The sequence below is a fragment of the Saccharothrix variisporea genome, from assembly GCF_003634995.1.
Classification (GTDB): domain Bacteria; phylum Actinomycetota; class Actinomycetes; order Mycobacteriales; family Pseudonocardiaceae; genus Actinosynnema; species Actinosynnema variisporeum.
This window is the reverse complement of sequence record NZ_RBXR01000001.1, coordinates 8717316-8741168: the sequence shown is the minus strand read 5'-3', so window position 1 is coordinate 8741168 and position 23853 is coordinate 8717316. Positions and strand designations below refer to the sequence as shown.

Genomic DNA, 23853 nt, shown 5'->3' with positions numbered 1-23853 from the left:
GGATGGGCCGACATGCGGCCTCGCGCGGCTGTCCGAACCGGCCGCGCGCACCTGAGCCCTGCGCGCCGGGCGGCAACCGCGGCGGAGAACCACGCGCGGCCCCGGCTCAGTAGCCGACGTGGAACGTGGCGTCGGCGCGGTCGGTGGCGGTCGCGATCGGGTCGACGCGCAGTACGAAGGCGTAGTGGCGCAGGTAGTGCTTGCCGTTCAACGGCGCGGTGTAGGACTGGCGGCCGACCTTGGTCCACGTCGCCGCGGCCAGGTCGCCGATCGCGCCGCTGTAGCGGGTGAAGCTGCCCGGCTGCAACGACGTCGAGCGGGCGCCCATGATGCCGGTCGTCGCGTCGTTGCGGTTCCCCTTCCGCGATCCGTGCTGCCGTGTGCGCATCAGGCGAGGTCCCACTGCTGAACGGCCAAGCCGTTGCAGGTCCACTGCCGGACCTCGGAACCGGGCTCGGTGCCGAACTCGTAGTCGTCCAGGCACAGCCCGCTGTGCTTGTTGACGAGCGTGGTGCGGCCGTTGGTGGTGGTCAGCCGCCACTGCTGGACGGCCAGGCCGTTGCACGTCCACTGCTGCACCGGCGAACCGGGCGTGGTGGCGAAACCCTTGTTGTCCAGGCACAGACCGCTGTAGCCGTTGAAGATCTCGTAGTAGCCGTCGCCCTTCGGCGTGAGGTACCAGTCCTGGACGGGCGCGGTGTTGCAGGTCCACTGGCGGACCTCGGAACCGGGCTTGAGGCCGAAGTTGTAGTTGTCCAGGCACAGGGCGCTGTGCCGGTTCTTGATGTGCACCCGCGCCACCGGGCCGCCGGTCTCCCCCGAGGGACCTTGCAGCACGGTGGAGGTGGAGACCGGGGTGCCCAGGTTGGGCGTGCCGTCGGCGTTCCACGAGATCTTCTGCACGCGGGTGGTGCGGGTCGTGCCGCAGCCCTGCGACGCGGAGTCGTTGGCGTGGTAGGCGATCCACGTCTCCGTGCCGTCTGGCGAGGTGAAGAACGAGTGGTGGCCGGGGCCGAACACGCCGTTCGCGTCGTTGCGCTGGAAGATCGGGTCCGGGAACTTCGTCCACGAGCTCGCCGCCAGCGGGTTGCCGCCCTTGTACTCCACCATGCCCAGCTTGTAGTCGGGTCCCCAGCACGCGCTGGCCGAGTAGGTCAGGAACGTGCGGCCGTTGCGCTGCAACGCGAACGAGCCCTCGTTGACGTTGCCGTCCTGGCGCTCCCAGGCCAGCGTGGGCGCCGAGATGCGGGTGCCGAACGCGGAGACCGACCACGGCGTGTCCATCGGCGCGATGAACAGCGACTGGAGGCCGTCCGAGCCGAACGCGGAGAAGTGGAAGTAGTTGGCGCCGTTGAGCTTGAGCACCGCGCCGTCGATCGCCCAGCCGCCGTTGGGCATCAGGTTGAGGATGCCGCGGTAGGTGTACGGCCCCAGCGGGTCGCTGCCCGCGCTCTCCAGCACGTGCGTGCGACGCTCGCCGAACCCCGCCTTCGGCTGCACCGAGTAGTAGATGTACCAACGGTTGTTGATCTGCTCCAGGTGCGGCGCCCACATCGTGCAGCACCCCTCGTTCTGGGTCGCGGTGAAGACCCGCTGCTCCGGGGCGCTGCGCAGGGCGGCGATCGTGGTGGACTTGCGCATCACGATGTCGGAGGTCCACGTCGTCGCCACGTAGTAGTAGGCCCCGTTGTAGGTGACCAGCGTGGGATCCGCGCTGTTCGGCACGGGCACGACGGGGTTGACGAACGACGGGCCGGCCGCCGCGACCGCCACGTTCTGGCCGACCAGCACCGACGACAACGCCACGAGGAAGGCCGCGACGAGCGTCAGCAGGCGTCGCGGAGCTGGACCGGGCAGGGAAGACAGCATGACCACTCCGGGGTTTCCGCAGGGTTCGGACGCGCGCGAGCGCGCACGGCCGCGTTGCACGACTCGGGGACCGGCTCCACGCCGGGTGGGCCGGGAGCGTCACTCCAGGATGAAGGTGGAGTCGGCGCGGGCGACGGCGTCGGTCGCGGTGATGAGGTTGACGGTGGTGAGGTTGTGACGCAGGTAGCGGCCGGGGAAGTTCTGCGACTCGAACGACACCGCCGAGCTGTCGGCCAGGCCGGGACGCTGGAAGAAGCTGGCGTTCATCGGTCCACTCCGTCGTGGGATCGAGGTAGCGCGAGCGTGTGAACGCTAACAGTGGCCCCTGCACAGCTCAAGGCCCATTTTCCAGAGATTGCCTTCCCGCCCGAGCGGCTGACCGGACGGGCAACGCTGTTAGCGATAACAGGGCGCGCGCCACTCGACCAGGTGTCCGCGCGATGGCCTCCGTGGCTTCGGGCGGGTCGACGAACAGGCGCCCGTCCTCGTGATCGTGATCGAGGACGAAGGGAGCCTCAGAAGCACTCCGCGGCGATGGTCGCCACGCCCGCGCCGATCCAGGCACCCGACACCACTGCGGTGAAGACAGCGGCCGGGGTGAGGACGCCCGCGCTGCCGACCTCCTCGGCCGCGGCCACCGCCAGGCCGCCGACGCCGACGGCGACCTCGAACACCCCGAGGGCGCAGCCGCCGGCGGACTCCAGCCCGACCGCGGGGGCGAGACGGGCACGCAGGAAGTTGACCGGGCCGTCCTCGCCGGCGGCCAACTGGAGGAACTTCCGGCCGTCCGAGGTGTCGCGCAGGCCGGTGGCGTCCAGCGCGGCTTCGACGTGGGCGTCGGTGAGGCGGCTGACGATGTCGCGGGCGACGCCCTGATCGGCGGCTCGGCTCGTGGCCTCGACCGGGCTCCGGTTGCCCGGCGGCAGGAAGACGCAGCCGCCGAGGCGGATGATCTCCTCCTCCGTCAAGGTCAACGAGGGCCCCTCGTAGCGCGGAACTCCGGACTTGAGCGGGGCGTTCATGGTCCCTCCCTGGGATGTCCCCCTCTTGGCGGGCAACTCAGCGAATCCCCGGACGCCGCGACGGTCAACGCACATGGTGGTGAAAGCCCCGAACGAGTGACAGCGTGCGTCGCCGGCTGCAACGACAAGCCCTGGGACGAACGCCTCGTCAACGACCAAGTCGTCGTCCTGCGGCGCGCCCGCGCCGAAAACAGTGGCATCGGAGCTTCCCATTGACACTGGCCGCGGAGGTTCCTGTACTTCTTCACATAACGCTCTGCACCCAACCCTGCACGCAGAGCAGAGGAGGAACAGCCGTGTCCCAGTCAAGCCCGACCCGATTAGTGGTCTCCACGCTCGGCGCCCTCGCGGTCACCGCCGGGCTGGCCACCGCCCCGGCGCACGCCGGACCCGCGGCGCCCGCCGGACCCGCGGCGCCCACCGGCTCCGTCGCCGCGATCACCGAGCACCTCGCCGCCCGACTGGCGGGTGACCTCGCCGACGACGCCCGGCGGGCCGGCCTGCTGACCGCCTCCACCCGGCCCGTGCCCCTGTCGCGCGCGGCCGGCGACACCGCGCTCGGTCGGGCCGTGCGCGACGCCGACCGGGCGGTCCTGACCGCCAAGGGACTGCCGCAGGACGGAACCTCCCTGCTCACCGTCCGCCTCGCGCACGCCGACATGGCCGCCGCGCTGGGCCGGGGCGTCGCACCGCTGGTCGCCTCCTCCCCCGCCGACGACGAGGCGACGACCGTCACGGCGCACGACCGCGCCGGACGGCGGGTGGCGCTGCCCGCCGACCGCGTCCCGGCGCGCCCGGTGTACCTGGTCGAGGTCGACACGACGACCGCCCTGGCCAAGGGCGTGGAGGTGCTGCGCTCGACCCTGTCGCAACGCGGCCTGTCGCCCACCGCCGCGGTCGCGCCCGCGTCGGGCTACTGGGCCACCCAGCTCACGTCCATCCGCCTGGAGGACGACAAGGAGCCGTGGCACAAGGGAGATGCCGAGATCTTCGCCATCAACGCCGGGTTCGGCCTCGACGGCAAGGTCGCGGTGGACACCGTCCAACTCCCCTACCTCGACGAGGACGGCAAGACCTACTACCCCAACCAACTGCTGGTCCACTTCTCCGGCTACAAGTACAACCTCGCCGACCTCGTCATGATGGAGGAGGACGGCGGCACCAACTACCGCGACCTCGCCCTCGCACTCACCCAGGCCCTGCTGACGATCGTCGACGGCGGCGCGTACATCCCCCTTGTCAACGCGATCATCAACGCCCTGCCCGACAGCTGGTGGACCGACGACCCCGACTACGTCGACTCCTGGTACACCCTGTCGACCGCGACCTCCGGCACCCTTCGCGGCGCGGCGGGCAACGGCACGATGACCGTCACCCCCTACTGGGTCAGCCCTCTCTGACGCACCCCGGCCCGCACGCCGTGGTGGCGTGCGGGCCCCTTCACGCCGTCAGCTGGGCACCTGCGAACGGCGGCACACGGGACGCCGATTTGCGTCCCGCAGTGCGGTTCAGCGCGGCCGACTTTATAGTTCGGCCGCCCTGATCCCCACTCGGAGGGAATCACGACCATGTCGAGACGATTAAGGCGAGCGTTGCTCCCGTTGTCCGCCGCCGCGGCGCTCCTCGTCGCCGCGAACGGCACGGCTGGCGCGACCGGCTCGGCGGCGCAGGCCATCGCCGCCGTCAACCCCGCCGTCGCCGCCCGGCTCCAGCCCCACGAAGGCCTGTTGAGCGCCCCGACCTCGATCACCACCCCGCTGCCCGCCGATCCGGCCGGCGCGCTGGCCACCGCCGTGTCCGCGCTCTCCGGCGGTGTCGGCTTGCCCCAGGACGCCACCGCGGCCATCGCCGCCGCCGGTCTGGCCGGCGAGGTCGCGGGCCGGGTGGCGAACGTGCTGACCGCGATGGCCGTGTGCCGGCAGGTCACCGAGACCCACTTCGCGGCCGTCCCGACCGCCTCGCTGCCGCTCGTGCTCAAGACCGGCGGCACCCTGGACCCCTTGGCGCACGCCGACATCCGGGCGTGTGCCGAGCCCGTGTGGCGTCGGACGGTGGAACTGCAACTCGTGCTGGACGACCTCGCGGCCGCGCAGGCCGCCTCGTGCGCCGTGCCCGGCACCGCCGACCTGGACCTGTGGCCCGTGTTGCGGCTGGACGGCGGCACCTGCGACAACAACACCTACGTGCACGACTACCTGCTGATCGTCGATGTCGGCGGTGACGACACTTACCGCAACAACGCGGGCGGCAACCTGGTCGACCTCAACTTCTCCCCCGCCGGATCGGCTGTCACGGGCCTGCGCGGCACCGGTCCGGCGAAGGGCTGCCAGCGCGCCATCCCGGGCCTGACCGCGCTCGACTGCGTGCCCGCGGTCGGTGTCCTGCTCGACCTCGCGGGCCAGGACACCTACGGCGTCCGGGAGACCCCGGACCACGACACCGGCTGCACCACCGACCCGGTCGTGCGCCGGATGATGACCGCGGGCGCCGGCTTCCTGGGCGTGAGCGTCCTGCGCGACTCCGGCGGCACGGCCGACACCTACACCGGCAAGACCGGCGCGCTCGGCGCGGGCCACGTCTTCGGCGTCGGCCTGCTGTCCGACGACGGCGGGAACGACACCTACACCGCCGTGCGCAACAGCCAGGGCTTCGCGCTGGTCGGCGGTTTCGGCCTGCTGCACGACGAGGCGGGCGCCGACACCTACGACTACTACGTGCCCGCGCCGATCAACCCCGCCGCGCCCAACCAGACCGAAGGCGCGGGCGGCGTGCGTGACGACGAAGGGGAAGGGCTGTGCGACCGCATCCCCCGGTTCGTGCAGGGCACGGCCAACGTGCTGCCCGGCACCACCGGCGTCCTGATCGACGACGCCGGCGCGGACAGCTACCACGGCGCGTTCGCCGGTGAGTTCATCGGACCGATCCAGAACCCGAGCACCAGGGCGGGCAGCCTCGGCTTCGGCAACAACCAGGGCCTCGGGGTCTTCCTCGACCGCGCGACCGGCGACGACACCTACGTGGTGGACGGCGAGCCGACCGTGGTCGGCGTGCCGGCGCGCGGGGACGACGTGACCGTGCAGCCGGGCAACGACTCCACCGGCTCCGGCCTCGGTGAAGGGCTGTTCATCGACCAGTGACGGCGGCTGGTTCCGTGCACACCCCCGCCCGGGTGTGCACGGAACGCCGCGCCCTTGCCGGACGCTCCCCGCGCGGCTCGCCCCGCTGAACTCGCCCGCGGGTCACGGGGGTCGGGGTCTTCAGCGGCCGGGGAGCCGCCACGTCTGGTTGAGCGGGCTGCCCTGGCTCGCCGGGTTGCACGTCCACTGGTGGACCACGGCCCCCGGCGCGGTGGAGATGCCGCTGACGTCGACGCACTTGCCGCTGTGGCGGGCCACGAGCTGGTAGTCGTCGGGGTCGTTGCCGGAGTAGGTGACCTTCCGCAGCGTGAACTGCTGGTTGGCGCCGCCGTTGCAGGTCCACTGGATGACCGCCGCGCCGTCCGCTGTGGACGCCGCGGTGACGTCCAGGCACTTGCCCGACTGCCGGTTGGTGACGGTGAAGGTGTCGGCGAGCCCGGCCACCGGCGCGAAGTTCCACCGCTGTTCGTCACCCGTGCCGCAGACCTGTTGCTGCGCCTGGGTGCCGTCGGCGGTGCTGCGGTTGGGGTTGGTGAGGCACTGCTGCGAGTGCTGGGCGACCGCGGTGGACAGGAACGCCCCGCCGGTAGCCCCGGGCGGCAGCACGGTGATCGTGAAGGTGTCGTCGGCGTTGGTGTGCGGCAGGTTCACCGTCGTGGCGTTGCCGGACAGGGTCACGACCGTGTCCAGGACGGCGACCGGGCCGGACACCGCGCCGCCGCCGTTGTGCGGGATGCGTTCGGCGAGCACGCGCACCTGGTTGTCGCGCACGATCCCCTCCGTGCCGTCCAGGCGTTGCAGCCGGACCGCGATGTTGCCCGTCGTGCCGCCACCACCGACCAGGATCTTGGCCTCGCCCGGTGCCTTGGTGGCGAACCCGTCGTAGGACTGGCTGGGCGTGACCGCCGCGGTCCGGCCCGTCTGCGAGCCGTAGAAGCGGTAGACCCACCACTCGCCCTTGGGCTGGTGCCGGCCCGTCGAGTCGCGCACGGGCAGGTTGGCCAGGTCGTTGTGCAGGTTCCCGCCGCCGGCCCAGTTGGCGCGCAGGCCGTCCGCGCCGGCCCGCTCCAGGCGCGCGATGTACCACGAGCCGTCACCGGGGTTCTGCTCGTTCGTCGCGCCGTACTCGTTGATCTGGTAGGGCCGCGGGTGCGGGATGCCCCGCGCGTCCAGGGTGGCGTTGGCCGCGGCCACGTTGGCGACCGGGTCGCCGGGCAGCGAGTGCCAGCTGACGATGTCGGGCACGACGTTGTTGGCGCGCACGAAGTCCAGGTACTGGTTCCACCAGGCGTACGTGGTCGACGGGACGCACGCGCAGCTGGGACCGACGATCAGGTGGGTCGGGAACGCGGCGCGGATGCGCTGGTAGGAGCGCCGCCACAGCTCGAGGTACTGGGACTGCGGGCGGTTCCAGAACAGCGTGATGTTCGGCTCGTTCCAGAGGTCCCACTGCACCGGCGCACCGGTCGCCCGCACGTCGGCGATCAACCGGGTCAGGAAGTTGTCGTAGTCGGTCCAGTCGCCGTTGTCGCCCGGGAACCGCGAGATCGGGTAGCCGTCGGCACCCCACAGGTCGTGCGGCAGCAGGATGAACTCGCCGCCCAGCGCCCGCGTCCGCAGCAACTGGGCGCGCGTGGCGTTCCACCGGCGGTCGTACCTGCCCGACACCCACCCGCCGGGACTGTCGAGCTGGGCACCGCCCGCGCGCATGTACCGGAACTTCACGTCCCGGAAGAAGTTGTCGGCGGGCGCGGACGCGTCCTCCGTCATGCCGTAGATCCAGCCCGACGCGCGATACGTCGGCGCGGCGCCGGTCACCGAGAAGTCGACCGAGATGGTCTCGTCCGCCGCCTGGGCCGGCCCCGCCAAGCCGACCGCCGCAGCGACGACCGAGGCGAGGGCCGCCGCTGCGGCGACGAGACGGGAGGCAGTTCGCCGTTGAACCATGCTGACTCCGAACGGGTCGGGAGAGGAGGGGTCGGGAGAGGAGGGGTCGGGAGAGGAGGGGTCGGGAGAGGAGGGGTCGAACCGGTTCGATCGAGCGCCGAGCGCGGCCTGTCCCGACACCGACCAGCGTCCGGGCAGGGTGCGTGGTCCACCGGCAGCGCTGGGGCGGGCCATGCGGGCCAGAGTTGTGGAGATCCTCCAGGCCCGGGATCGGTCGATTGCGAGACCGGGACATTCGCCCGTCGCAGAGCCAAAGTAGTGAGCCGGTTTTCCTGGCGGCAAGGTCGCTCCGGTGTCGCATTCCGGCCAACTCGACCCTTGACCGACCGCGTGCTGACCGCCGAGGGCGCACTGGGAAATTCCGCCCCGACGCGAACATCCACCGCGCGTGCACCGCCTCCTCGTCAGGTGCGACCAGAGGTGGGCGATGAGGCAGCCGAACGAGTGGTTCGCGCGCTCCGGCGATACGCGCGCCACCGCCTCCCCGAAGTCACAGGCAATGGTGGCCGTGCCTGAGGTGAGGAGTTCCGACGATGACGACGGACGGGTTGCTCGAACTGGCTTCGGAAGGTGACGCGGTCAGGAAGGTGCAGCACGCGCTCGCGCGCTCGGGCCTCTACACCGGTCGCCCGGACGGGAGCTTCGGGCCGCTGACCGAAGCGGCGCTGCGGGCCTTCCAGACCGAGCACCGCCTGGACCCGGACGGGGTCGTGGGGCCAGAGACCTGGGACCGCGTACTGGACCTCCTCACCGAGCCGGACGTCGCCGGCCGCGTCCGCACGCTGCGGATCGAAGGACCGCGGATCGTGGACCACCGTGTCGAGGACCTGCCGGACGACGCCTTCTCCCACGACCGGCGCGAGGAAAAAGGCGACGACGACTCGAAACTCGACCCTCCGGAGAAGGTGCACCCGTTGCTGCTGCGGTGGAGCGCGGAGCGCTCGGGCGACGAGGAGGAACTGCTGGTCGTCACCTTCCGGGACGACGTGGAGCTACCCCGCTTCCCGCCGCTGGTCACCGACGAGCCGCGCGACTCGGACCGCAACCGCAGGACTCTGGAACGCATCCGGGACGTGGTCGGGCGGATCACCGAGCAACGCGCCGACGGCTACGCACAACTCACCCGGGAACTCGCGGACCGGCACGGAGCACGGGTCCTGGAGACGTTCTGGCTCATCAAGGCGGCCCTCGTCCGGGTGCCCCTGCGCAACGCCCGGTCGCTGGCCGACCGCGAGGACGTCTCCTACGTCGAACCCAGCGTCAGCGGCGAGGAACCGCCGGCGGACGCCAACCCGAACAACGACGTCGAGGACGCCCGCGCGCTCGTCGAGTTCGACACCTGGTTCGACCTCGCCGGCGGCTGGATCGGCCTGCTGGACACCGGGGTGCGGTTCACCCACACCCAGTTCAAGAACCCCAACACCCTGGACTTCCTGCGCGACTGCGTCAACGGCGGGTCCGACTGCAACACCGGCCCCGCGCTGAACCCGAACGACGACTTCTGGAACCACGGCACCCACAGCGCCGGGATCCTCGGCGGCAACGCCAACCTGGGCACGGCGTTCCGCGGCGTCACCAAACTGCCCGTGGACAGCTGGAAGGTGTACAACAACCAGGGACTGGTCTCACTGGCCGTGATCCGGGCGTTCCAGAACGCCGTGATCGCCGGCGACCGGACGCTGGTGGCGGAGATCCAGAGCCAGTCCACCGACCAGGGCTCGATCTCCCTGGCCGCCGACCAGGCGTTCGACACGGGGTCGAGCGTCATCGCCGCCAACGGCAACTTCGGGCCGGCGGCCGGCTCCGTCCGCGCGCCCGCGAACGCGCACAAGGCCATCGGCGTGGGCAACGTCGACGTGCAGACCCTGGCGATCGCCCTCGACCAGGGCGTCGGACCCGCGCCCGACGGCCGGCTCAAGCCCGACATCCAGGGCCCCAGCAACACGGAGTCCGCCGGCAACCAGACGGACACCGCCTTGGGCGTGTTCGGCGGCACCAGCGGCGCGACCCCGTACGCGGCCTCCGCGGCCGCCCTGCTGAGGCTGTGGCTGGAACAGGTCAACCCCGCCGTCGAGCCGGGTGAGGTGTACGCGTGGCTGATCCTCTGCGGTCAGAAGACCTCCTCGCTCGACAACACCAGCGGGGCGGGCCGGATCCGCATGCCGGGCACCGGGTACGCGTGGACGGGCAAGGTGGACGTCACGCACCAGCAGGTGATCGACATCCCGCTCGTCCTCGGCGGTGGCTCGACCACGCTCGACGGGGCCGTCTGGTGGCCCGAGAAGCACACCCAGACGCACAACGACATCGACCTGTACCTGGTCAACTCCGGCGGTACGGTGGTGGCGACGAGCGGGACGACGTTGAGCGTCTTCGAACGCGTCCGGGTCAACGCCCCCATCGCGAACGGCACGTGGAAACTGCGGATCCGGGGCTACAACGTGCCGGCGGGGCCCCAAGCCGTCTACTACGCCGCCTACGAACGCACGCCCTGACGGCTGCGCCGGAGCCCCGCCGACCCGTTCTGCGATCTCGTCGGCTGGGGCCTGTGTCGAAGTCGGTCATAGCCATTCGTTGATCGTGGCCACCGGCCGGTCGGGGCACCCGGATCCCGTCGATCAACTGCCGCCTGCTCCACAAGGACGGCCGACCCGGCCGCGACGGCACGGGCAGCAACGGTTCCAGCGCCGCCCACTGCGCGTCGGTCAGGTCGAACCGTCTCGCCACCGCTGAGGTGTCCACGAGGTCTCCGGTATTCAGGTTTCTCTTCGCAGACAAACCCTCTACCGGAGACCTCGCCCATTCTTGATCACCGACACGCCCACCAGCCCAACCTCAGCCGAGGCAGTCACAGCCCACTTCGATACACGACCTAGCCGAGAGTCCATTTCTGGTTGGCGGCGCCGGTGCAGGTCCAGAGCTGGACCTTGGTGCCGTTGGCGGTGCCCGCGCCGGACACATCCAGACACAGGCCGGACTGGACGCTGGTGATGGTGCCGTTGGCGTTGAACCGCCATTGCTGGTTCGTCTGGCTGTTGCACGTCCAGATGACCACCGCCGTGCCGTTGCTGGTCCCCTGGCCGTAGGCGTCGGCACAGCGCAGGTTGCTACCGCTGTAGACGGTCAACGCGCCGCCGCTGGTCCGTGTCCAGGTCTGGTTGCTTCCGCCGTTGCAGTCCCAGATCTGCAACTGCGTCCCGGCCGTCGTGGTCGCACCGTTGACGTCCAGGCACTTGCCCGCACCAACCGCACGCACCGCGCCGGTGGGTGCCGCCGGTCCGGGGGTGTAGGCGGCGGCGGTGATGTTGGCCTGCACCGCCTCCTCCGTCGCGTTGGACGGATAACCCGCAGTCAGCACGCCCTCGAAGAAGGTGCCGGCACCGGACACGCTGTTGTCACCGCCGATGCCCAGCAGGATCGCGCCCTCCTTCTGCATCGGGTGGTAGCCGTTGGGACGCGGCCCGTCGAACACCGTCGACAATCCACCCGACTGGGCGTTGCCGCTGCGGATGGCCCAGTGGTTCGGCTCGCCCTTCACCATCGCCGTCACGAACCGGTGGTTGATCGTCGGATTGCGGTTGTAGCCCGCGTTCACCCCGGAGAACAGACCCCACTCCAGATCCGCCATCACCCACGGACCCGGGCCGTCACCGTAACCCCACTGGCGGTTCGCACCGAAGTAGACGGTCTCCATGATGCCCTGCCGATCGGCCTGACCGTCCGTCTGCGCGTTGCCGTAGTCGAAACAGCACCACTGGTTGTAGTGCGTACCGTCCACGACCGCGTAGATACCCTCCGGCTGATCACCGGTCGCGATGCCGTTGGTCCGGTTGTTCCGGTAGCCCGTGCCGGGCGAGATGTAGACGCCGTACGCCTTCTGCCCGCCGACAGTGACCGGGGCCGCCGTCGCGTCGGCCAGGTTGTCCCAGCCGCCGGGAGCAGGGCCTGGCCAGTAGCCGGGAGGTGCCTGGGTGAGGTGGTTCCCGCGGCCCGACTGGTCGTAGATCACGGTGATCAAGCACGTCGTACCGGCACAGAACGAATCCTGCGTCGCGGCATTGGCCACCCCACCGGCGCTCAGCACACCGACATCGCGCGTGGTGTTGTCCGACGAACGCCGAACCTGGTACAGCGCACCGTTGTACGCGCCGTACAACGCTCGCGTAGTGCTATGCGCCGCCACACACGGCGTACCACCGGCCGCATAGATGTCACACGGCCCCTGACCCGCACCCTGCGCCGGGACCAACGGCACCGCAGCGAGCGCGAGACCGGTCATGAACGCCACGGCTAACCGTGTGATGCGTCGAGCTTTCACGACTCCTCCTTAGAGTGGCAGAGGTCAGACCGCGGTGATGGTCCAGTGGTTGTTCGGGCTGGAGTTGGGGGTCCACATGGCGCACGTCGCGCCCACCGCCGTGTCGCCCATGCCGTCCAGCGCCGTACCGGTGCCTCGGTTGATGATCTGGTAGCGGCCGTTGCCCACGCTGGTCAGGCGCCACTGCTGGTTGTTGCCGCCGTTCCACGGAGCCTGTTGGGCCGGAGCGCCGTTGGCGGCGTTGCCCCAGCTGTCGGCGACCATTCCGTTGGCGCGGTTGACGATGCGGACGTAGCCGCCGCCCACGTCGACCAACTGCCACTGGAGGTTCGCGCTGCCGTCCCAACTCCACTGCTTGAGCCGCGAACCCGACGCGACCGACCCGCCGCTGTCCAGCGCCAACCCCGTGGCGGCGTTGGACAGCCTCGCCCAACCGGTCGGGGTGGTGCTGGTGTTCCAGTAGACGGTGTAGTTGACGCCGTGGGCGTCGTAGAACGGCATGAGCGCGACAGCGGATCCGTTGGCGGTGGCCGTGAACGCGAGACTCGTCGTGCTGGTGCGGGTGATGGACGCGGTGTTCAACGACGGCGGTGAGCTGAGCGCGGTGTTGCCGTAGTTCCCGGCGAGAACGACCGGACCGTGGGTGACGGCGGCGATGCCCGCGTTGTCGTTGGCGGGACGCAAGACCACCTGCATCGGCATGCGAACAGTGACGGTGTCGCCGGAGGTCCACGACCGGGTGAGCACGGCGTAGGTGCCGGGCGCGGCGGTGACGTCCTGCGTGACGCCGTTGACGCTGATCGTCGCGCCGCTCGCCCAGCTCGGGATGCGGATGCGCACCGACCAGGTGCCGCTGACGTTGCCGGTGAACTGGAGTGAGGTGGTGTCGCTGACCGGGTAGGACGTCGTCTGGGTGACGGTGATGCCGCGCTGGGTCCAGTTCAGCACCGAGGGCGCGAACAGGTTCACGATCAGCGTCGTGTCCTCGCGGAAGTAGATCGAGTCCGCGAGCTTGGTCTGCATTTCCAGACCCGTGCCCTGGCAGCACCAGAACGTGGTGTAGTCGGTGCTGTAGCCGCCGTTGGTGGGGGCGACGCCGCGCCGCCCGCCGGGGTTGAGCGGGGTGAAGTAGCAGACGTGGCCGTGGCCGCCGTTCGGGTTCTGCTGGCCGATCATCTGGTTGACCAGCGCCCGCTCGTAGTAGTCGAACAGGTCCGCTCGCGTCGGGTACAGCGTGAACAGTTCGCGGGTCAGCTTGAGCATGTTGTAGGTGTTGCAGCTCTCGCACGTGTCGTTCGTCAGGAAGCCGGCGATCGCGTTGGGCGCCTTGAAGTGCTCCCCCACGCTGTTGCCGCCGATGGCGTAGGTGTGCGCGCCGACGGTGAAGTTCCACGCGTTGGTCGCGATGTCGCGGTACCTGGTCGTGCCGCTCGCCTTGTACTCGCGCACCGCGCCGATCCACTTCGGGATCTGCGTGTTGGCGTGCAGGCCGTCGAGCCGGTCGGTGTTCGCCGCCAGCGGGTCGAACACGGCGGCGTGGTCGAACCGTTGTGCCACGGTCAGCCAGCGCGTGTCCCCGGTGACCTGGCACAGGTCGGCCAGGACGGCGTTCATGCCGCCGAACTCGGTGTTCAGCGTGGACTGCATCTGCGCGTAGCTCAGCCGGGCCGTGCGCCAGTCCACCCAGGCCGCCATGGCGGTGGCGACCTGGAGCGCCTGGGTGCTGCCGGTGAGCCGGTGGTGGTCCAGCAGGCCCGCGAGGATCTTGTGGAGCGTGTACCAGGGCGCCCACACGCCCTGGTACACGCTCCAGCCGGTCGAAGAAGTTCTCCGGGAACGCCGAGAGGTAACCGGTGTGGAAACCGCGGCTCGGCGACGCCGCCTGGCAGGACGCGAGCACGGTGACGAGGTAGTCGCCCTTCGACCGGTACTGCGCGTCACCTGTGATGGCGTAGGCCTGCGCCAGCGTGGACAGCACGTGGCCCGTCGAGTGACCGCGCAGTTCCACGCTGGGCGCCTCCCAGCCGCCGCAGGGTTGCGCCGAACTGGACAGGCCTGCGTTGAGGCGGAACGTGTGCAGCAGGCGGTCCGCGTCGAGGAACCTCAGGTACGCCAACGTCCGGTTCTGGTTGTCCAGCCAGCGGCCGGCCGTCAGCCGCACCTCCCCGAGGTCGAAGGGGTGGGCCGTGACCCCGATGTCGGGCCTGGCCGCGGCGTACGCCGGAGCCCGGCCCACGGCGGCGACCGCGGCGGCGGCCACCCCGGCCCGGAACAGGGTCCGGCGGTGGAACCCGTCACGGGAGTCGAACCGGTTCGATCGCCACGACTCGGCACTGCCCACTGCCGCCTCCGCTCCTCGGATCCCGATCAACGGTCGAGCGCGAGCCGGCAGGCCGCTCCCGGCCCCGCACCCGACCACACCGGTCGACGCAAGGCCCGGTAGCGACACCGACTTCGCTGTCGGTTCCACCCTGGACACCCGCACGACGTCCACACGGCGGAACGTGGCTACCAGGCACGACCTCGGCACTCGCCGTGCGCGAGCCGTGCCGGAGAGCAGTGTGGCAGCGGAGTGTTCACGCTCACAAGGAGCTGCCGGGAAACTTTTCCGCGATTGAACTGAACGGAGCAGCACGCTGGGGTTCCCTCGCACAAAGCCCAGTTCAGCGCTTCACGACGATCCCGACGCGTCGAACACCACCGGTCAGATCGAGAGTGAGCGCTAACATCCCTCGTTTGCGGCCCGCTGGAAGAAACTTTCTCCACCGTCAGTCTTCGCGCACCCCGGCAGGCGGCGCGGTGCTCGCGCGGACGGTGAGCGTGGTCGCGAGTTCCAGCCCGACCTGCGGCGGCTGCTCGCCGCGGCCGAGGGCGAGGGCCAGTTCGGTGGCGGCCATCGCCATCTCGACCAGCGGCTGGCGGACCGTGGTCAGCGGGGGATCCAGCAGGGCGGCCAGCGGCAGGTCGTCGAAACCCACCACGCTCAGGTCCGCCGGAACCCGCAACCCCGCTTCCCTGGCGGCGTCGTAGACGCCCAGCGCCAGGACGTCGTCGCTCGCGAAGACGGCGGTCGGGCGGTCGGCCAGTGCCACCAGCCGGCGGGCCGCGACGCGACCGCCCTCCCGGGTCAGCGGCGCGCTCACCACGAGAGCGGGGTCGACCGGGAGTCCCGCCGCGTCCAGCGCGGCGCGGTAACCGTCGAGCCGGGCACGGCAGCACAGCACGTCGTCCGGCCCGGCGACCATCGCGATGCGCCGGTGCCCCAGACCGGACAGGTGACGAGCGGCCATCCTGCCACCGGCCCAGTTCGTCGCGCCGACGAAGGGGACGTCGTCGGGCAACTCGACCGTGGGGTCGAACACCACGAACGGGATGCCGTTGTCCCGCAAGCGTTCGTGGTCCTCCTGCGACAACTGGGCGACCACGACGACACCGGCGGGACGGCGCTGGAGCGCGTCGTCGATCCAGTAGCGGATCGCGTTGCGCTGCGGACCGAACTCCGACAGCACGACCCCCACCCGGTGCGCGCGCGCAGCCCGCTGCACACCGCGGATGATCTCGACGCCCCACATGCTCTCGATCTCGTCGAACACCAGGTCCATCTGGGTGCCGCGGCTCGACGCACTCGACTTGCGGTAGCCGTAGGCGTCGATGAGCGCCTCGACGCGCGCACGGGTGTCGGCCGACACGCCCGCCCGCCCGTTGATCACCTTGGACACCGTCGGCACCGACACCCCGGCCGTCTCGGCGATGTAGGAGATCGTGACCGGCCTGGACGGGTGGCCACTCGGCCGCGCTTCGCCCCCCACCGGCCCAGCCGACTCGGCGTCCGACAACCCCGGCTCCCCTCGCTGACCCGGCGGACCGGGCCGGGCGCACCGCCGGCACCCACGACCACGCTGTTTCGGTCCTCCGGGCGAAACTTACCACCCGTGCCGAAGGCGGTGCCCACGGTCGAGGACGCACTGCACGCGGTCGGCAGCGACTCCGCGCGCGGCGGATCGGGGAGACCCGGACCCGGTGCGACACGAGCCGCGCTTCAGGGGTGAGCCCCACGCGGCACCGGGCGCGTGCTCGCCCGCGTGACCAACCGCGGCGCCAGCAAGGTCAGCGGTGGGACGGCTCGGGCTTCGAGCTTGCCGATCAGGAGCTCCACCGCCCGCCTGCCGAGTTCCCCAGCGGGCACCAGCACCGACGTCAACGGTGGTGACGTCCGCGTGGCGAGCTCATCCGGGCAGATGGCGACCACATCCACGTCACCCGGCACCTTGCGGCCCAGCGCGCGCAGAGCGGTGACCACCCAGCCGAGCGCGGCCTCGTTGTGCACCACCAGCGCCGTCACCGCCGGACGGGCCCGCAGCAGCGCCTCCAGTGCCCTGAGCACGGAGCAGTAGTCACCCGCGGTCGGCATGATCGTCGAGGTGACTCCCCTGCGCATGGCGGCTGCGCTCAACCCGACCATCGCGCGGTGCGCGAACCCCGTGGTGCGGCGGTAGGCCGCCCTCGGCGCGCCGAGGAAGCCGATGAAGCGGTGGCCGAGGTCCGCCAGGTGTTCCACACAGGCCGCACCGGCCGCCTCGAAGTCGAGGTCGACGCACGTCAAGCCGTGGGTCGCCGCTGGTTGGCCGATCAGCACCGAAGGCAGGCCGAGGCGTCTGAGCGACGCGACCCGCTCGTCGTCGATCTCGCCGTCCAACACCAGGAACCCGTCAACCTGCCCGCTGCCCACGACCCCGCGAAGATCTTCCGCAGCCTGGTCCCCCGTCATCAGCAGGACATCGACGCCGTGGTGTCGTGCGGCGGTGACCGCGGCTGTCACCAACCCCGTCAACAGGGGCATGTGCACGCCGTCCCGCAACGGCAGCACCAGTGCCACGACGTTCGTCCTCCTGATCGTCGACGACCTCGCGCCGACGCTCCGGTAATAGCCGAGTTCGCGAATGCTCGCGCGCACTCTCGACTTGGTCGCGTCGGAGATGGGCCGCTTGCCGGTGAGCACGTAGGACACCGTGCTCGTGGAGACACCCGCGTGCCGCGCCACGTCCGCGATGGTGGCCACACCCGCCTCCCTTCGTCACTGGTGTCGAAGCGCTTCGACGACGTTAGGGGCCCCAACGCCCCATTTCAAGCACCGGTCGACTTCACGAACACGCACAAATCACGCGCGGGTGCGCCCGACGTAGACGTCGCGGGCGCGGAAGTACGTCGGCGCGTCGGGTCCCGGCGAGCCGGACGAGCCCTCCATTTGCAGATTGATGATCAGCCACATCGGCTTGCCGACGAAGTTCGCGCCGCGGTGCTGCCCCACCCACCTGCCGTCGAGGTAGTAGTGGATGTCCACGTCGGTGGCGTTCACCTTGGTGATCCACGCCCGGTAGCCGTGCCAGCCACCGGGGTCGCTGACGTTCACGACCGTGTTCGACCACCCACCGCTGGCGTTCTTGTAGGTGTTGAACCAGTTCCGCGAGTCACCCTTGAACTCCAGGATGTCGCTTTCCGGGGGCCAGCTGTTGGCGCCGGTGAGCCAGAACGCGGGCCACGTCCCACGCCCGGAAGGGCTCTGGAACTCCCCCTTGACCTCCCACGACGGGAACTGGTCGGTGACCAGCACCTGCTGCTTCGCGTGGACGGCGCCGGAGTGGTAGCGGATCGGCAGGTGGGGATAGGCGGAGCTGGTGCCCTCGTCCCAACTTATGCGGGTCGCCCGCAGGACGAGGACTCCGCTCTCGAGGTAGACGTGGTTGTGGTCGCTTGGGCCGGCGTACACGCGCGGTCCCGTTGTGGTCCGATCCCCAGGGGTACCGGTAGTTCCACGCCGCCTCGAACGCTGGGTAGTTCGCGAACGAACCGGTGAGCACCGTCTCCCACGTCGCGGCTTCCGCGCGACCCGGAACAACCAACCCCGCTATACCCGCCGCACCTGCGGCGAGGAATGACCTGCGGCTATGCGTCATTGCACAACTCCCGCGCGTTGAGGTCGACACCATTTCGACTGGACGCTGATACCGGAAAAGAATTCCCGCGGCCGAGGTCCGGCGCGGGAGATCAACGTGGGGCGAACTGGAGGTTCGTCGGCTGGGCGACACCCGGCCGGATCGGCAACGGGTCGCTGACGAGCCGCTGCCCGTAGATGTCGGTGATCGCGATGGCGCCTCCGCACCCGGCCCCGTCCTCGGACAGGAAGTAGTTGTAGTCGGTGCGCCGCAACTGCTTCCACCCACCGGCCGTCCGGACTTCGAGGCGGGCCACCGGGTTGCGGTGGTCGATCGCCTGGATCCCGCACCACCACTGGGATGACCCGTCCTTGTAGCGCAAGGAGATCCCGGTCGACATCGCGGGGCTGAGCAGCCGCCAGGTCACCGAGATCTCACCGACCACCGGGTCGGCCAGGCGGGAGAACGCCTCCCTGGTGAGGTCGAGCTGACCGACCCGGCACGGCGACGGGCAGAGGTTGTTGACCCGCACCTGGATGGTCCGGCCGTTGGACGCCCGCACCTCCAGGTACGCGCCGCAGGCCTTGGAGGTCTCGTAGTCCGTCTGGTTCATCGCGACGGTCATCATGTCGGCGCTGCGCCCGAAGAGGCATGCGCCGTCACCGTCGCTGTCGTACCACGTGCCGGGGCCGCTGTAGGTGACCCCCGGCTGGATCCTCCCCGCCAGCGGCGCGGTGGCGGCGGACGCGCCGGTCGTGCCGGAGGTCATCAGCAGTGCGGTGAGGACGGTCGCGATCAGCCGGCGTTTCCTCATGGCGTCTCCGGTTGAGCTTGTCGATGTCGGGACCGGCTGCGCGAGTGGGAGCAGCCCGGAATCCCCTGGGTCGCTGTCGGCATCCCACCTCACGTGGCAACTGCCGGCGAGTGTGGCACACGGTCGGAGTGCGCCCGGAGCGCTTCGCGGTCGAATCGACTCGATACCCGAGCGGTTCGACGAAGTCGCGGCGATCACGGTGACGGCGTCCCGATCCCGGGGCCGGCACCGGCCGCTCGCACCGCGAGGGTGGCACGAACGGCCGGCGGGAGACCGGGTCGGAGGTCAGCGCGAGGTCAGGAGCACCGCACGCCGTCGACCGTGAAGTCGCTCGGCGACGCGGCCTGCCCGTTGGCCTGGTAGCCCACCACCACGCTCTGGCCGGGTGCGAGGTCGGGGCTCCAGCTCGGCGCGGTCGCGGTGACCGTCGAGCCGCTCTGCGTCACGGTGGCGTTCCAGCCGTTGGTCACCGAGACGCCGGACGGCGCGGTCCAGGTGGCACGCCAGTTCCGCACGGTCGACGAGCCGGTGTTGGTGAGCGTCACCTCGGCGGTGAAGCCGCTCCCCCACGAGTTGGTGACCCGGTGGGAGGCGCGGCAGGCGCTCGGGCCGCCGGGGTTCGGCGTGGTCGTGGTGGTGGTCGTGGTGGTGCCACCGCCACCGCCGCCACCGGAGGTCGAGAACGAGAACGAGTTCACCGCCAGGCCCGGTCCGCCCTGCCACGGCTCGAACCCGAACTGCACGCTCGTGAGGTACCAGGAGGTCTGCACCTGCCCCCGCCGCACGGCGTCGTTCGCGAAGTCGGCGAGGTTGAGGTCGAGGGAGTTCGTGGTCTGCTGGCGGACGTAGGAGATGACGTTCCAGCCGATGTTGCCCACCCAGACGTCCCAACCCGTGCCCGCGATCGACGCCGTCCCGACCTTGCTGCCGATCGGCTGGGGCGGACCCTGGTGGCTGCCCCAGATCATCAGCTCCGCGCCGGTGTTCTGCCCGGACTGGTTGGGGTTCGGGTCGAACCAGAGGTCGTAGGAGGCGTTCCACGAGCCGCTGGCCGTCGTGTACGCGACGCTGGAGGGCAGCGAGCCGAACCCGCTCACCTGCAACGGGAGTCCGCTGCCGCTCGAGCAGTTGCCGTAGTGGCAGCCCGCGTAGATCGACGGGTAGGCGGCGGGGGCTCCGTTGGTCGGCACGTTGTGGTTGCCGGAGGTGATGGTGAAGCCGGTGTCGGAGACGCTGAGGCACTGGCCGTCGTTCGCGCCCCACTCGTTGTTCTGGACGACGTAGCGGCCACCCTGGATCTTGGTGGAGCCGAACTTCTCGCAGATCGTCGTGGCGGCGGAGGCCTCGGGTGGGCTCAGTGCCACCACCAGTCCCGCCACGGCGGTGACGCCGGCCAGCAGCAGTGCCGCCGGACGGAGGGCTCGAGCACGCATGGCGAACAACTCCCTTGTTGATCGGTGTGGGGGTCCCGACGCGCCCCTCCGTGTCGCCGGGCGCGTCGGGACCGGGACCTGCTACCCGAACAGCTCCGCGTGCAGGGAGAACGCCGTGGCGATCTCGGCCTGTGCCCAGAACCGGTGGTAGGTGAAGGTCGGCGCCGGACCGCCGTCGAGGTACCGCTGCACCTTCGGCCAGTCCGGGTCGTTCTTGTAGAACGACCGGATCGACAGGAACGTGGAGCTCTGGTCGATCTTGTCGCCGTTGGGCATCGTGCCCGTCCAGCCCGGCGGGACGTAGACACCCTCGCCGGTGGTCGCGTCGTACTTGTCGTCGAACCGGTTGTAGTCGGTCCGCGTCTCCGGGATCGCGATGCCCTTGGCGTCCTGGTGCGCCAGCAACGCCGTCAGCAGGCCCTCACCCGTGGTCCGCGCCGGGCCGTCGCCCGACTTGGCCGCGTAGTTGAGCAGGGTCTTGGCGAAGGACGCCGCCACGCCGACGTCCTGGCTGTGGTTGAGCACCCGCACCCGCAGGTTCGCGTTCGCGCCCGGCGAGGTCGGGTTCCAGTTGTCCGGCGCGCCCGTCCACTCCAGGTCGGACGGGATCTGGAACGCGCCGCTGGTGCCGACGGTGGTGTTGGCCAGCGCCCACGGCACCCACTTGTCGAGGATCTTCTTGGCGCGCGGGTCGCCGGTCTTCTGGTACAGGGCGGCCGTGCGTTCCATCTGCCACACCTGGAAGCCGAACCAGCGGTTCGACGGCGGGTCGCGCCACACCGGGTGGGCGTCGTAGAACATGCCGTAGAACGTCGGCGTGCCCGCGGGAGGCGTGCCGTAGTGGCCCTCCCAGCTGTTGGTGACACCACCGGCGATGGCGCCGTCGGACGACTGGAGCCACTGCAGGAGTTCCAACTGCCGGTCCACGCTCTTGGCCCAGTCCTGCTGGCCGGTGGCCGACTTCGGCTTCAACGAGGGCACGTTGGCCAGCGCGTACGCCGCCAGCGGGTTCTGGTAACCCTGGTGCGAGGCGCCGTCACCGATGCGCCAGGCCCAGCCGGCGCTCGTGTCGGTCGCGCCGCCCCAGGCGTAGTACCAGGACATCAGGTAGTGCTCGCTGTCCTTGCCGGTGGCGGCGGGGCACGCGGTCGGGCTGGTGCAGTTGCCGATCTTCTTGAAGTACTTGTCGAACATCGCGTACCTCAAGTAGTCGCCCATCTTCGCGGCCTTCGCCAGCTCGGGCGCGATCTCGGACTGCTTGCCCTGCGCGGTCGCCCACTGCTCGGCGAACATCGCCACCTGCACCGCGCGGGCGTCCGCGTCCGGCGCGTTGGTGTACTTCCACTGCTTGGCGTACGACTTGTCCTTGGTGAACAGGTCCAGGTAGCCGTTGGGGCCACCGTGCTTGAACGTGTCGCACGAAGGCTGCGGGATGGTCTCCCACACCGACTCCGACGAGCCGCGCTGGTAGGTGTTGATGTATGACGGGGCCGTGGTGCCGTCACCGCACCGGCCGAAGCCGAGGGTGTTGTCGACGTCCAGCAACCAGTGCATGCCGTAGATGTCGTCCGTGCCGTACGCCGCCTTCAGCTCGGCCGCGATCGGGTCCTGACCCACCGGGACGTTGCTGTCCAACTCGGACGGGTAGCCGGTCATCTTGTCGTGCTCCGGCGCGTACGTCGCGGGCTTGGCCGCGTTGTACTTGTCGTTGGTCGGCTGGTCCGCCTTGGCCGGGATGATGAACTTCTCCATCGACGCCCACGCCGCCTTGAACGGAGCCCAGTCCCCGCTGATCTTGCCGTAGCTCGCCTCCAGCCACAGGTAGTAGCTGAACGCCTCGGACGTCGTCTGGTGCCCGTGGTCGGGCGCCTCGACGTTGAGCGTCTCCACCGCGTGGTACGGCACCAGGAGGTCGCCGAACTTGCGGAAGTAGCCGCTGGCCGGATCCTTGATCTTGTTGTACTGGGTGAGGAAAGCCTCCTGGAACTTCGGGATCGTCGAGGAGATCTCCTTGGCCGTCACCGAGGCCGACGCGTAGCCGGGCGCGGTGACGGAGAAGACCGCCGACGTGAGGTCGCCGCCGTTGGCCGCCGAGGAGACGGTGACGTTCTGCGGCGTGTTCCAGTCGGACGTGGTGAAGGTCAGCGAGGTCGGCGCGGCGGTGAGGTCCGCGCTGCCCGAGGAACGCGCGACCGCGACGGTCACCGACGACGACGGGCGGCTCGCCAGCGTCACACCGAAGGTCGACTTGTCGCCCTGCTTGACGTTGATCGTCGCCGGGGAGGCGAGGATAGTCGCCCCGGCCAGCACCTTCACCGGCACCGGCGTCGTCGTCGTGACGGCACCGAGGTTGTCGGTCGCGCGTGCGGCGACAGTGTGGTCACCGACAGACGCTCCCGTCCACGATCCCTCGTAGGGAGCGGTGGTGTCGGTCGACAGGACGACGCCATCGGCCAGGAACTCGACCTTCGACACCGTGCCGTCGCTGTCGGACGCGGTCGCGGCGAGCGGGATCGCCTGGCCGACCTCGAACGATTGGCCCACCGTCGGCGAGGTCACCGACACCGCCGGAGCCTTGTTGGCGCCACCGCAGGACACACCGTTGACCGCGAAGTCGGTCGGTTTGCCGTTGGCCGCCCCGCGCGTGCCCTGGAAACCGAAGGCCACCGACCCGCCGGTCCCGATGTTCCGGTTCCAGTCCACCGGTGTGACGCTGACCTTGGCACCGGACTGCGTGTGGTTGCCGTTCCACAGGTTGGTGATCCGCTGGTCGTCGGGGAACGTCCAGCTGAGCGTCCAGCCGTTGATGGGTTCGCCCTCGTTCTTGATGGCGACGTCGGCGACGAAACCGCTCCCCCAGTCACTCGTGATGGTGTAGTTCACCGAGCACGCCACCGCGGCCTGCGCGACGGCGGGCAGCACCGCCGCGGTGACGATCGTGGCCGCGACAAGGGCGACGGGCCCACTGCGCAACCGTCCCGCTCTGGTCCGGTACCTCATTCGTTCCTCCTCCGTCACGGGTCAGCCGTTGACCCGCGGGCCTGGATCCGGCGCGGGACGCCCGCACGCGCCGGGCGTCCCGCGCCGAGGTGTGCAGCGGGGCTCGGCACCCCTGATGAGCGCACCGCCGGCGGGCAGGCGGTGACGCGGTCGAAGTCGTGGAGCCAGGGCTCACCGGGTAGCCGTGGCGAAGTGCGTCGCGTCGGTGGTGCGGGGATGCGCTCGCCGCGGTCGGCTTGACGCCGGTGGAGCTAGACCTGGACGGGCGACGTGGCCACGCGGGGCCGGGCCGCGGTCGCTGGTGTCGCTCTCGGCATGCGTCGGTGCATGTGAGCCTCCTTGGGCAGGGAAGGCGCGAGGCTGATCTGGGAGCGCTCCCA

Annotated in this window: 16 protein-coding genes and 1 pseudogene; 3 read left to right on the top strand and 14 right to left on the bottom strand. The window is 70.2% G+C overall.

Going from position 1 to position 23853, the window contains the following annotated elements; all coding sequences use genetic code 11:
* Positions 1-106 precede the first annotated feature (106 nt).
* The 4 genes from DFJ66_RS39475 to DFJ66_RS39460 form a co-directional block, all read right to left on the bottom strand.
* Positions 107-388, bottom strand: coding sequence for an AbfB domain-containing protein (locus tag DFJ66_RS39475; protein WP_121229540.1), 282 nt, complete (start codon positions 386-388; stop codon positions 107-109).
* Positions 388-1869, bottom strand: coding sequence for a family 43 glycosylhydrolase (locus DFJ66_RS39470; RefSeq protein ID WP_147459512.1), 1482 nt, complete (start codon positions 1867-1869; stop codon positions 388-390). Before DFJ66_RS39470 ends, DFJ66_RS39475 begins: the two co-directional genes overlap by 1 nt.
* 99 nt (positions 1870-1968) lie before the next feature.
* On the bottom strand, positions 1969-2136 hold the full coding sequence (locus DFJ66_RS39465; protein WP_121229536.1) for an AbfB domain-containing protein: 168 nt from the start codon (positions 2134-2136) through the stop codon (positions 1969-1971).
* Positions 2137-2384: 248 nt separating this feature from the next.
* The gene (locus DFJ66_RS39460) at positions 2385-2891 is read right to left on the bottom strand and encodes a hypothetical protein (RefSeq protein ID WP_121229534.1); all 507 of its coding nucleotides are present in this window, start codon (positions 2889-2891) and stop codon (positions 2385-2387) included.
* A 296-nt stretch (positions 2892-3187) separates the two neighbouring features.
* Here DFJ66_RS39460 and DFJ66_RS39455 point away from each other — a divergent pair, with 296 nt between their 5' ends.
* Both DFJ66_RS39455 and DFJ66_RS39450 read left to right on the top strand, forming a co-directional pair.
* Positions 3188-4291, top strand: a complete 1104-nt coding sequence (locus DFJ66_RS39455; protein ID WP_121229532.1) for a DUF3103 family protein — start codon at positions 3188-3190, stop codon at positions 4289-4291.
* A 168-nt stretch (positions 4292-4459) separates the two neighbouring features.
* Positions 4460-6028, top strand: a complete 1569-nt coding sequence (locus DFJ66_RS39450) for a hypothetical protein (protein ID WP_147459511.1) — start codon at positions 4460-4462, stop codon at positions 6026-6028.
* Between the two features lie 120 nt (positions 6029-6148).
* Here DFJ66_RS39450 and DFJ66_RS39445 read toward each other — a convergent pair whose 3' ends face one another.
* A complete protein-coding gene (locus DFJ66_RS39445; RefSeq protein ID WP_121229528.1) occupies positions 6149-7975 on the bottom strand; it encodes an RICIN domain-containing protein in 1827 nt (608 codons plus the stop codon).
* Positions 7976-8508: 533 nt separating this feature from the next.
* Between DFJ66_RS39445 and DFJ66_RS39440 the strand changes: the two genes are divergently transcribed.
* Positions 8509-10470: a S8 family serine peptidase gene (locus DFJ66_RS39440; RefSeq protein ID WP_121229526.1), complete on the top strand. Its 1962-nt coding sequence runs from the start codon at positions 8509-8511 to the stop codon at positions 10468-10470.
* Between the two features lie 377 nt (positions 10471-10847).
* Here DFJ66_RS39440 and DFJ66_RS39430 read toward each other — a convergent pair whose 3' ends face one another.
* The 9 genes and pseudogenes from DFJ66_RS39430 to DFJ66_RS39395 form a co-directional block, all read right to left on the bottom strand.
* A complete protein-coding gene (locus DFJ66_RS39430) occupies positions 10848-12254 on the bottom strand; it encodes an arabinofuranosidase catalytic domain-containing protein (RefSeq protein WP_121232400.1) in 1407 nt (468 codons plus the stop codon).
* Between the two features lie 63 nt (positions 12255-12317).
* Positions 12318-14099: a beta-L-arabinofuranosidase domain-containing protein gene (locus tag DFJ66_RS39425; RefSeq protein WP_281276685.1), complete on the bottom strand. Its 1782-nt coding sequence runs from the start codon at positions 14097-14099 to the stop codon at positions 12318-12320.
* Between the two features lie 58 nt (positions 14100-14157).
* Positions 14158-14454, bottom strand: a pseudogene (locus DFJ66_RS45235) (beta-L-arabinofuranosidase domain-containing protein); the annotation flags it as partial.
* 607 nt (positions 14455-15061) lie between these two features.
* Positions 15062-16102, bottom strand: coding sequence for a LacI family DNA-binding transcriptional regulator (locus DFJ66_RS39420; RefSeq protein ID WP_121229524.1), 1041 nt, complete (start codon positions 16100-16102; stop codon positions 15062-15064).
* 230 nt (positions 16103-16332) lie between these two features.
* Complete coding sequence (locus DFJ66_RS39415; protein WP_121229522.1) at positions 16333-17352, bottom strand: LacI family DNA-binding transcriptional regulator; 1020 nt, start codon at positions 17350-17352, stop codon at positions 16333-16335.
* A gap of 99 nt (positions 17353-17451) precedes the next feature.
* Positions 17452-18060, bottom strand: coding sequence for a glycoside hydrolase family 16 protein (locus DFJ66_RS39410; RefSeq protein ID WP_211351468.1), 609 nt, complete (start codon positions 18058-18060; stop codon positions 17452-17454).
* A gap of 278 nt (positions 18061-18338) precedes the next feature.
* Positions 18339-19040: an expansin EXLX1 family cellulose-binding protein gene (locus DFJ66_RS39405; RefSeq protein WP_121229520.1), complete on the bottom strand. Its 702-nt coding sequence runs from the start codon at positions 19038-19040 to the stop codon at positions 18339-18341.
* A gap of 296 nt (positions 19041-19336) precedes the next feature.
* The gene (locus tag DFJ66_RS39400; protein WP_121229518.1) at positions 19337-20473 is read right to left on the bottom strand and encodes a GH12 family glycosyl hydrolase domain-containing protein; all 1137 of its coding nucleotides are present in this window, start codon (positions 20471-20473) and stop codon (positions 19337-19339) included.
* A gap of 81 nt (positions 20474-20554) precedes the next feature.
* Positions 20555-23473, bottom strand: coding sequence for a glycoside hydrolase family 48 protein (locus DFJ66_RS39395; protein WP_121229516.1), 2919 nt, complete (start codon positions 23471-23473; stop codon positions 20555-20557).
* Positions 23474-23853 lie beyond the last annotated feature (380 nt).

Coding starts and splice junctions, on each gene's coding strand:
- DFJ66_RS39450 (WP_147459511.1), top strand. CDS start 4,460: ATGTCGAGACGATTAAGGCGAGCGTTGCTCCCGTTGTCCGCCGCCGCG.
- DFJ66_RS39465 (WP_121229536.1), bottom strand. CDS start 2,136: ATGAACGCCAGCTTCTTCCAGCGTCCCGGCCTGGCCGACAGCTCGGCG.
- DFJ66_RS39395 (WP_121229516.1), bottom strand. CDS start 23,473: ATGAGGTACCGGACCAGAGCGGGACGGTTGCGCAGTGGGCCCGTCGCC.
- DFJ66_RS39400 (WP_121229518.1), bottom strand. CDS start 20,473: ATGCGTGCTCGAGCCCTCCGTCCGGCGGCACTGCTGCTGGCCGGCGTC.
- DFJ66_RS39430 (WP_121232400.1), bottom strand. CDS start 12,254: ATGACCGGTCTCGCGCTCGCTGCGGTGCCGTTGGTCCCGGCGCAGGGT.
- DFJ66_RS39470 (WP_147459512.1), bottom strand. CDS start 1,869: ATGCTGTCTTCCCTGCCCGGTCCAGCTCCGCGACGCCTGCTGACGCTC.
- DFJ66_RS39405 (WP_121229520.1), bottom strand. CDS start 19,040: ATGAGGAAACGCCGGCTGATCGCGACCGTCCTCACCGCACTGCTGATG.
- DFJ66_RS39445 (WP_121229528.1), bottom strand. CDS start 7,975: ATGGTTCAACGGCGAACTGCCTCCCGTCTCGTCGCCGCAGCGGCGGCC.
- DFJ66_RS39440 (WP_121229526.1), top strand. CDS start 8,509: ATGACGACGGACGGGTTGCTCGAACTGGCTTCGGAAGGTGACGCGGTC.
- DFJ66_RS39475 (WP_121229540.1), bottom strand. CDS start 388: ATGCGCACACGGCAGCACGGATCGCGGAAGGGGAACCGCAACGACGCG.
- DFJ66_RS39460 (WP_121229534.1), bottom strand. CDS start 2,891: ATGAACGCCCCGCTCAAGTCCGGAGTTCCGCGCTACGAGGGGCCCTCG.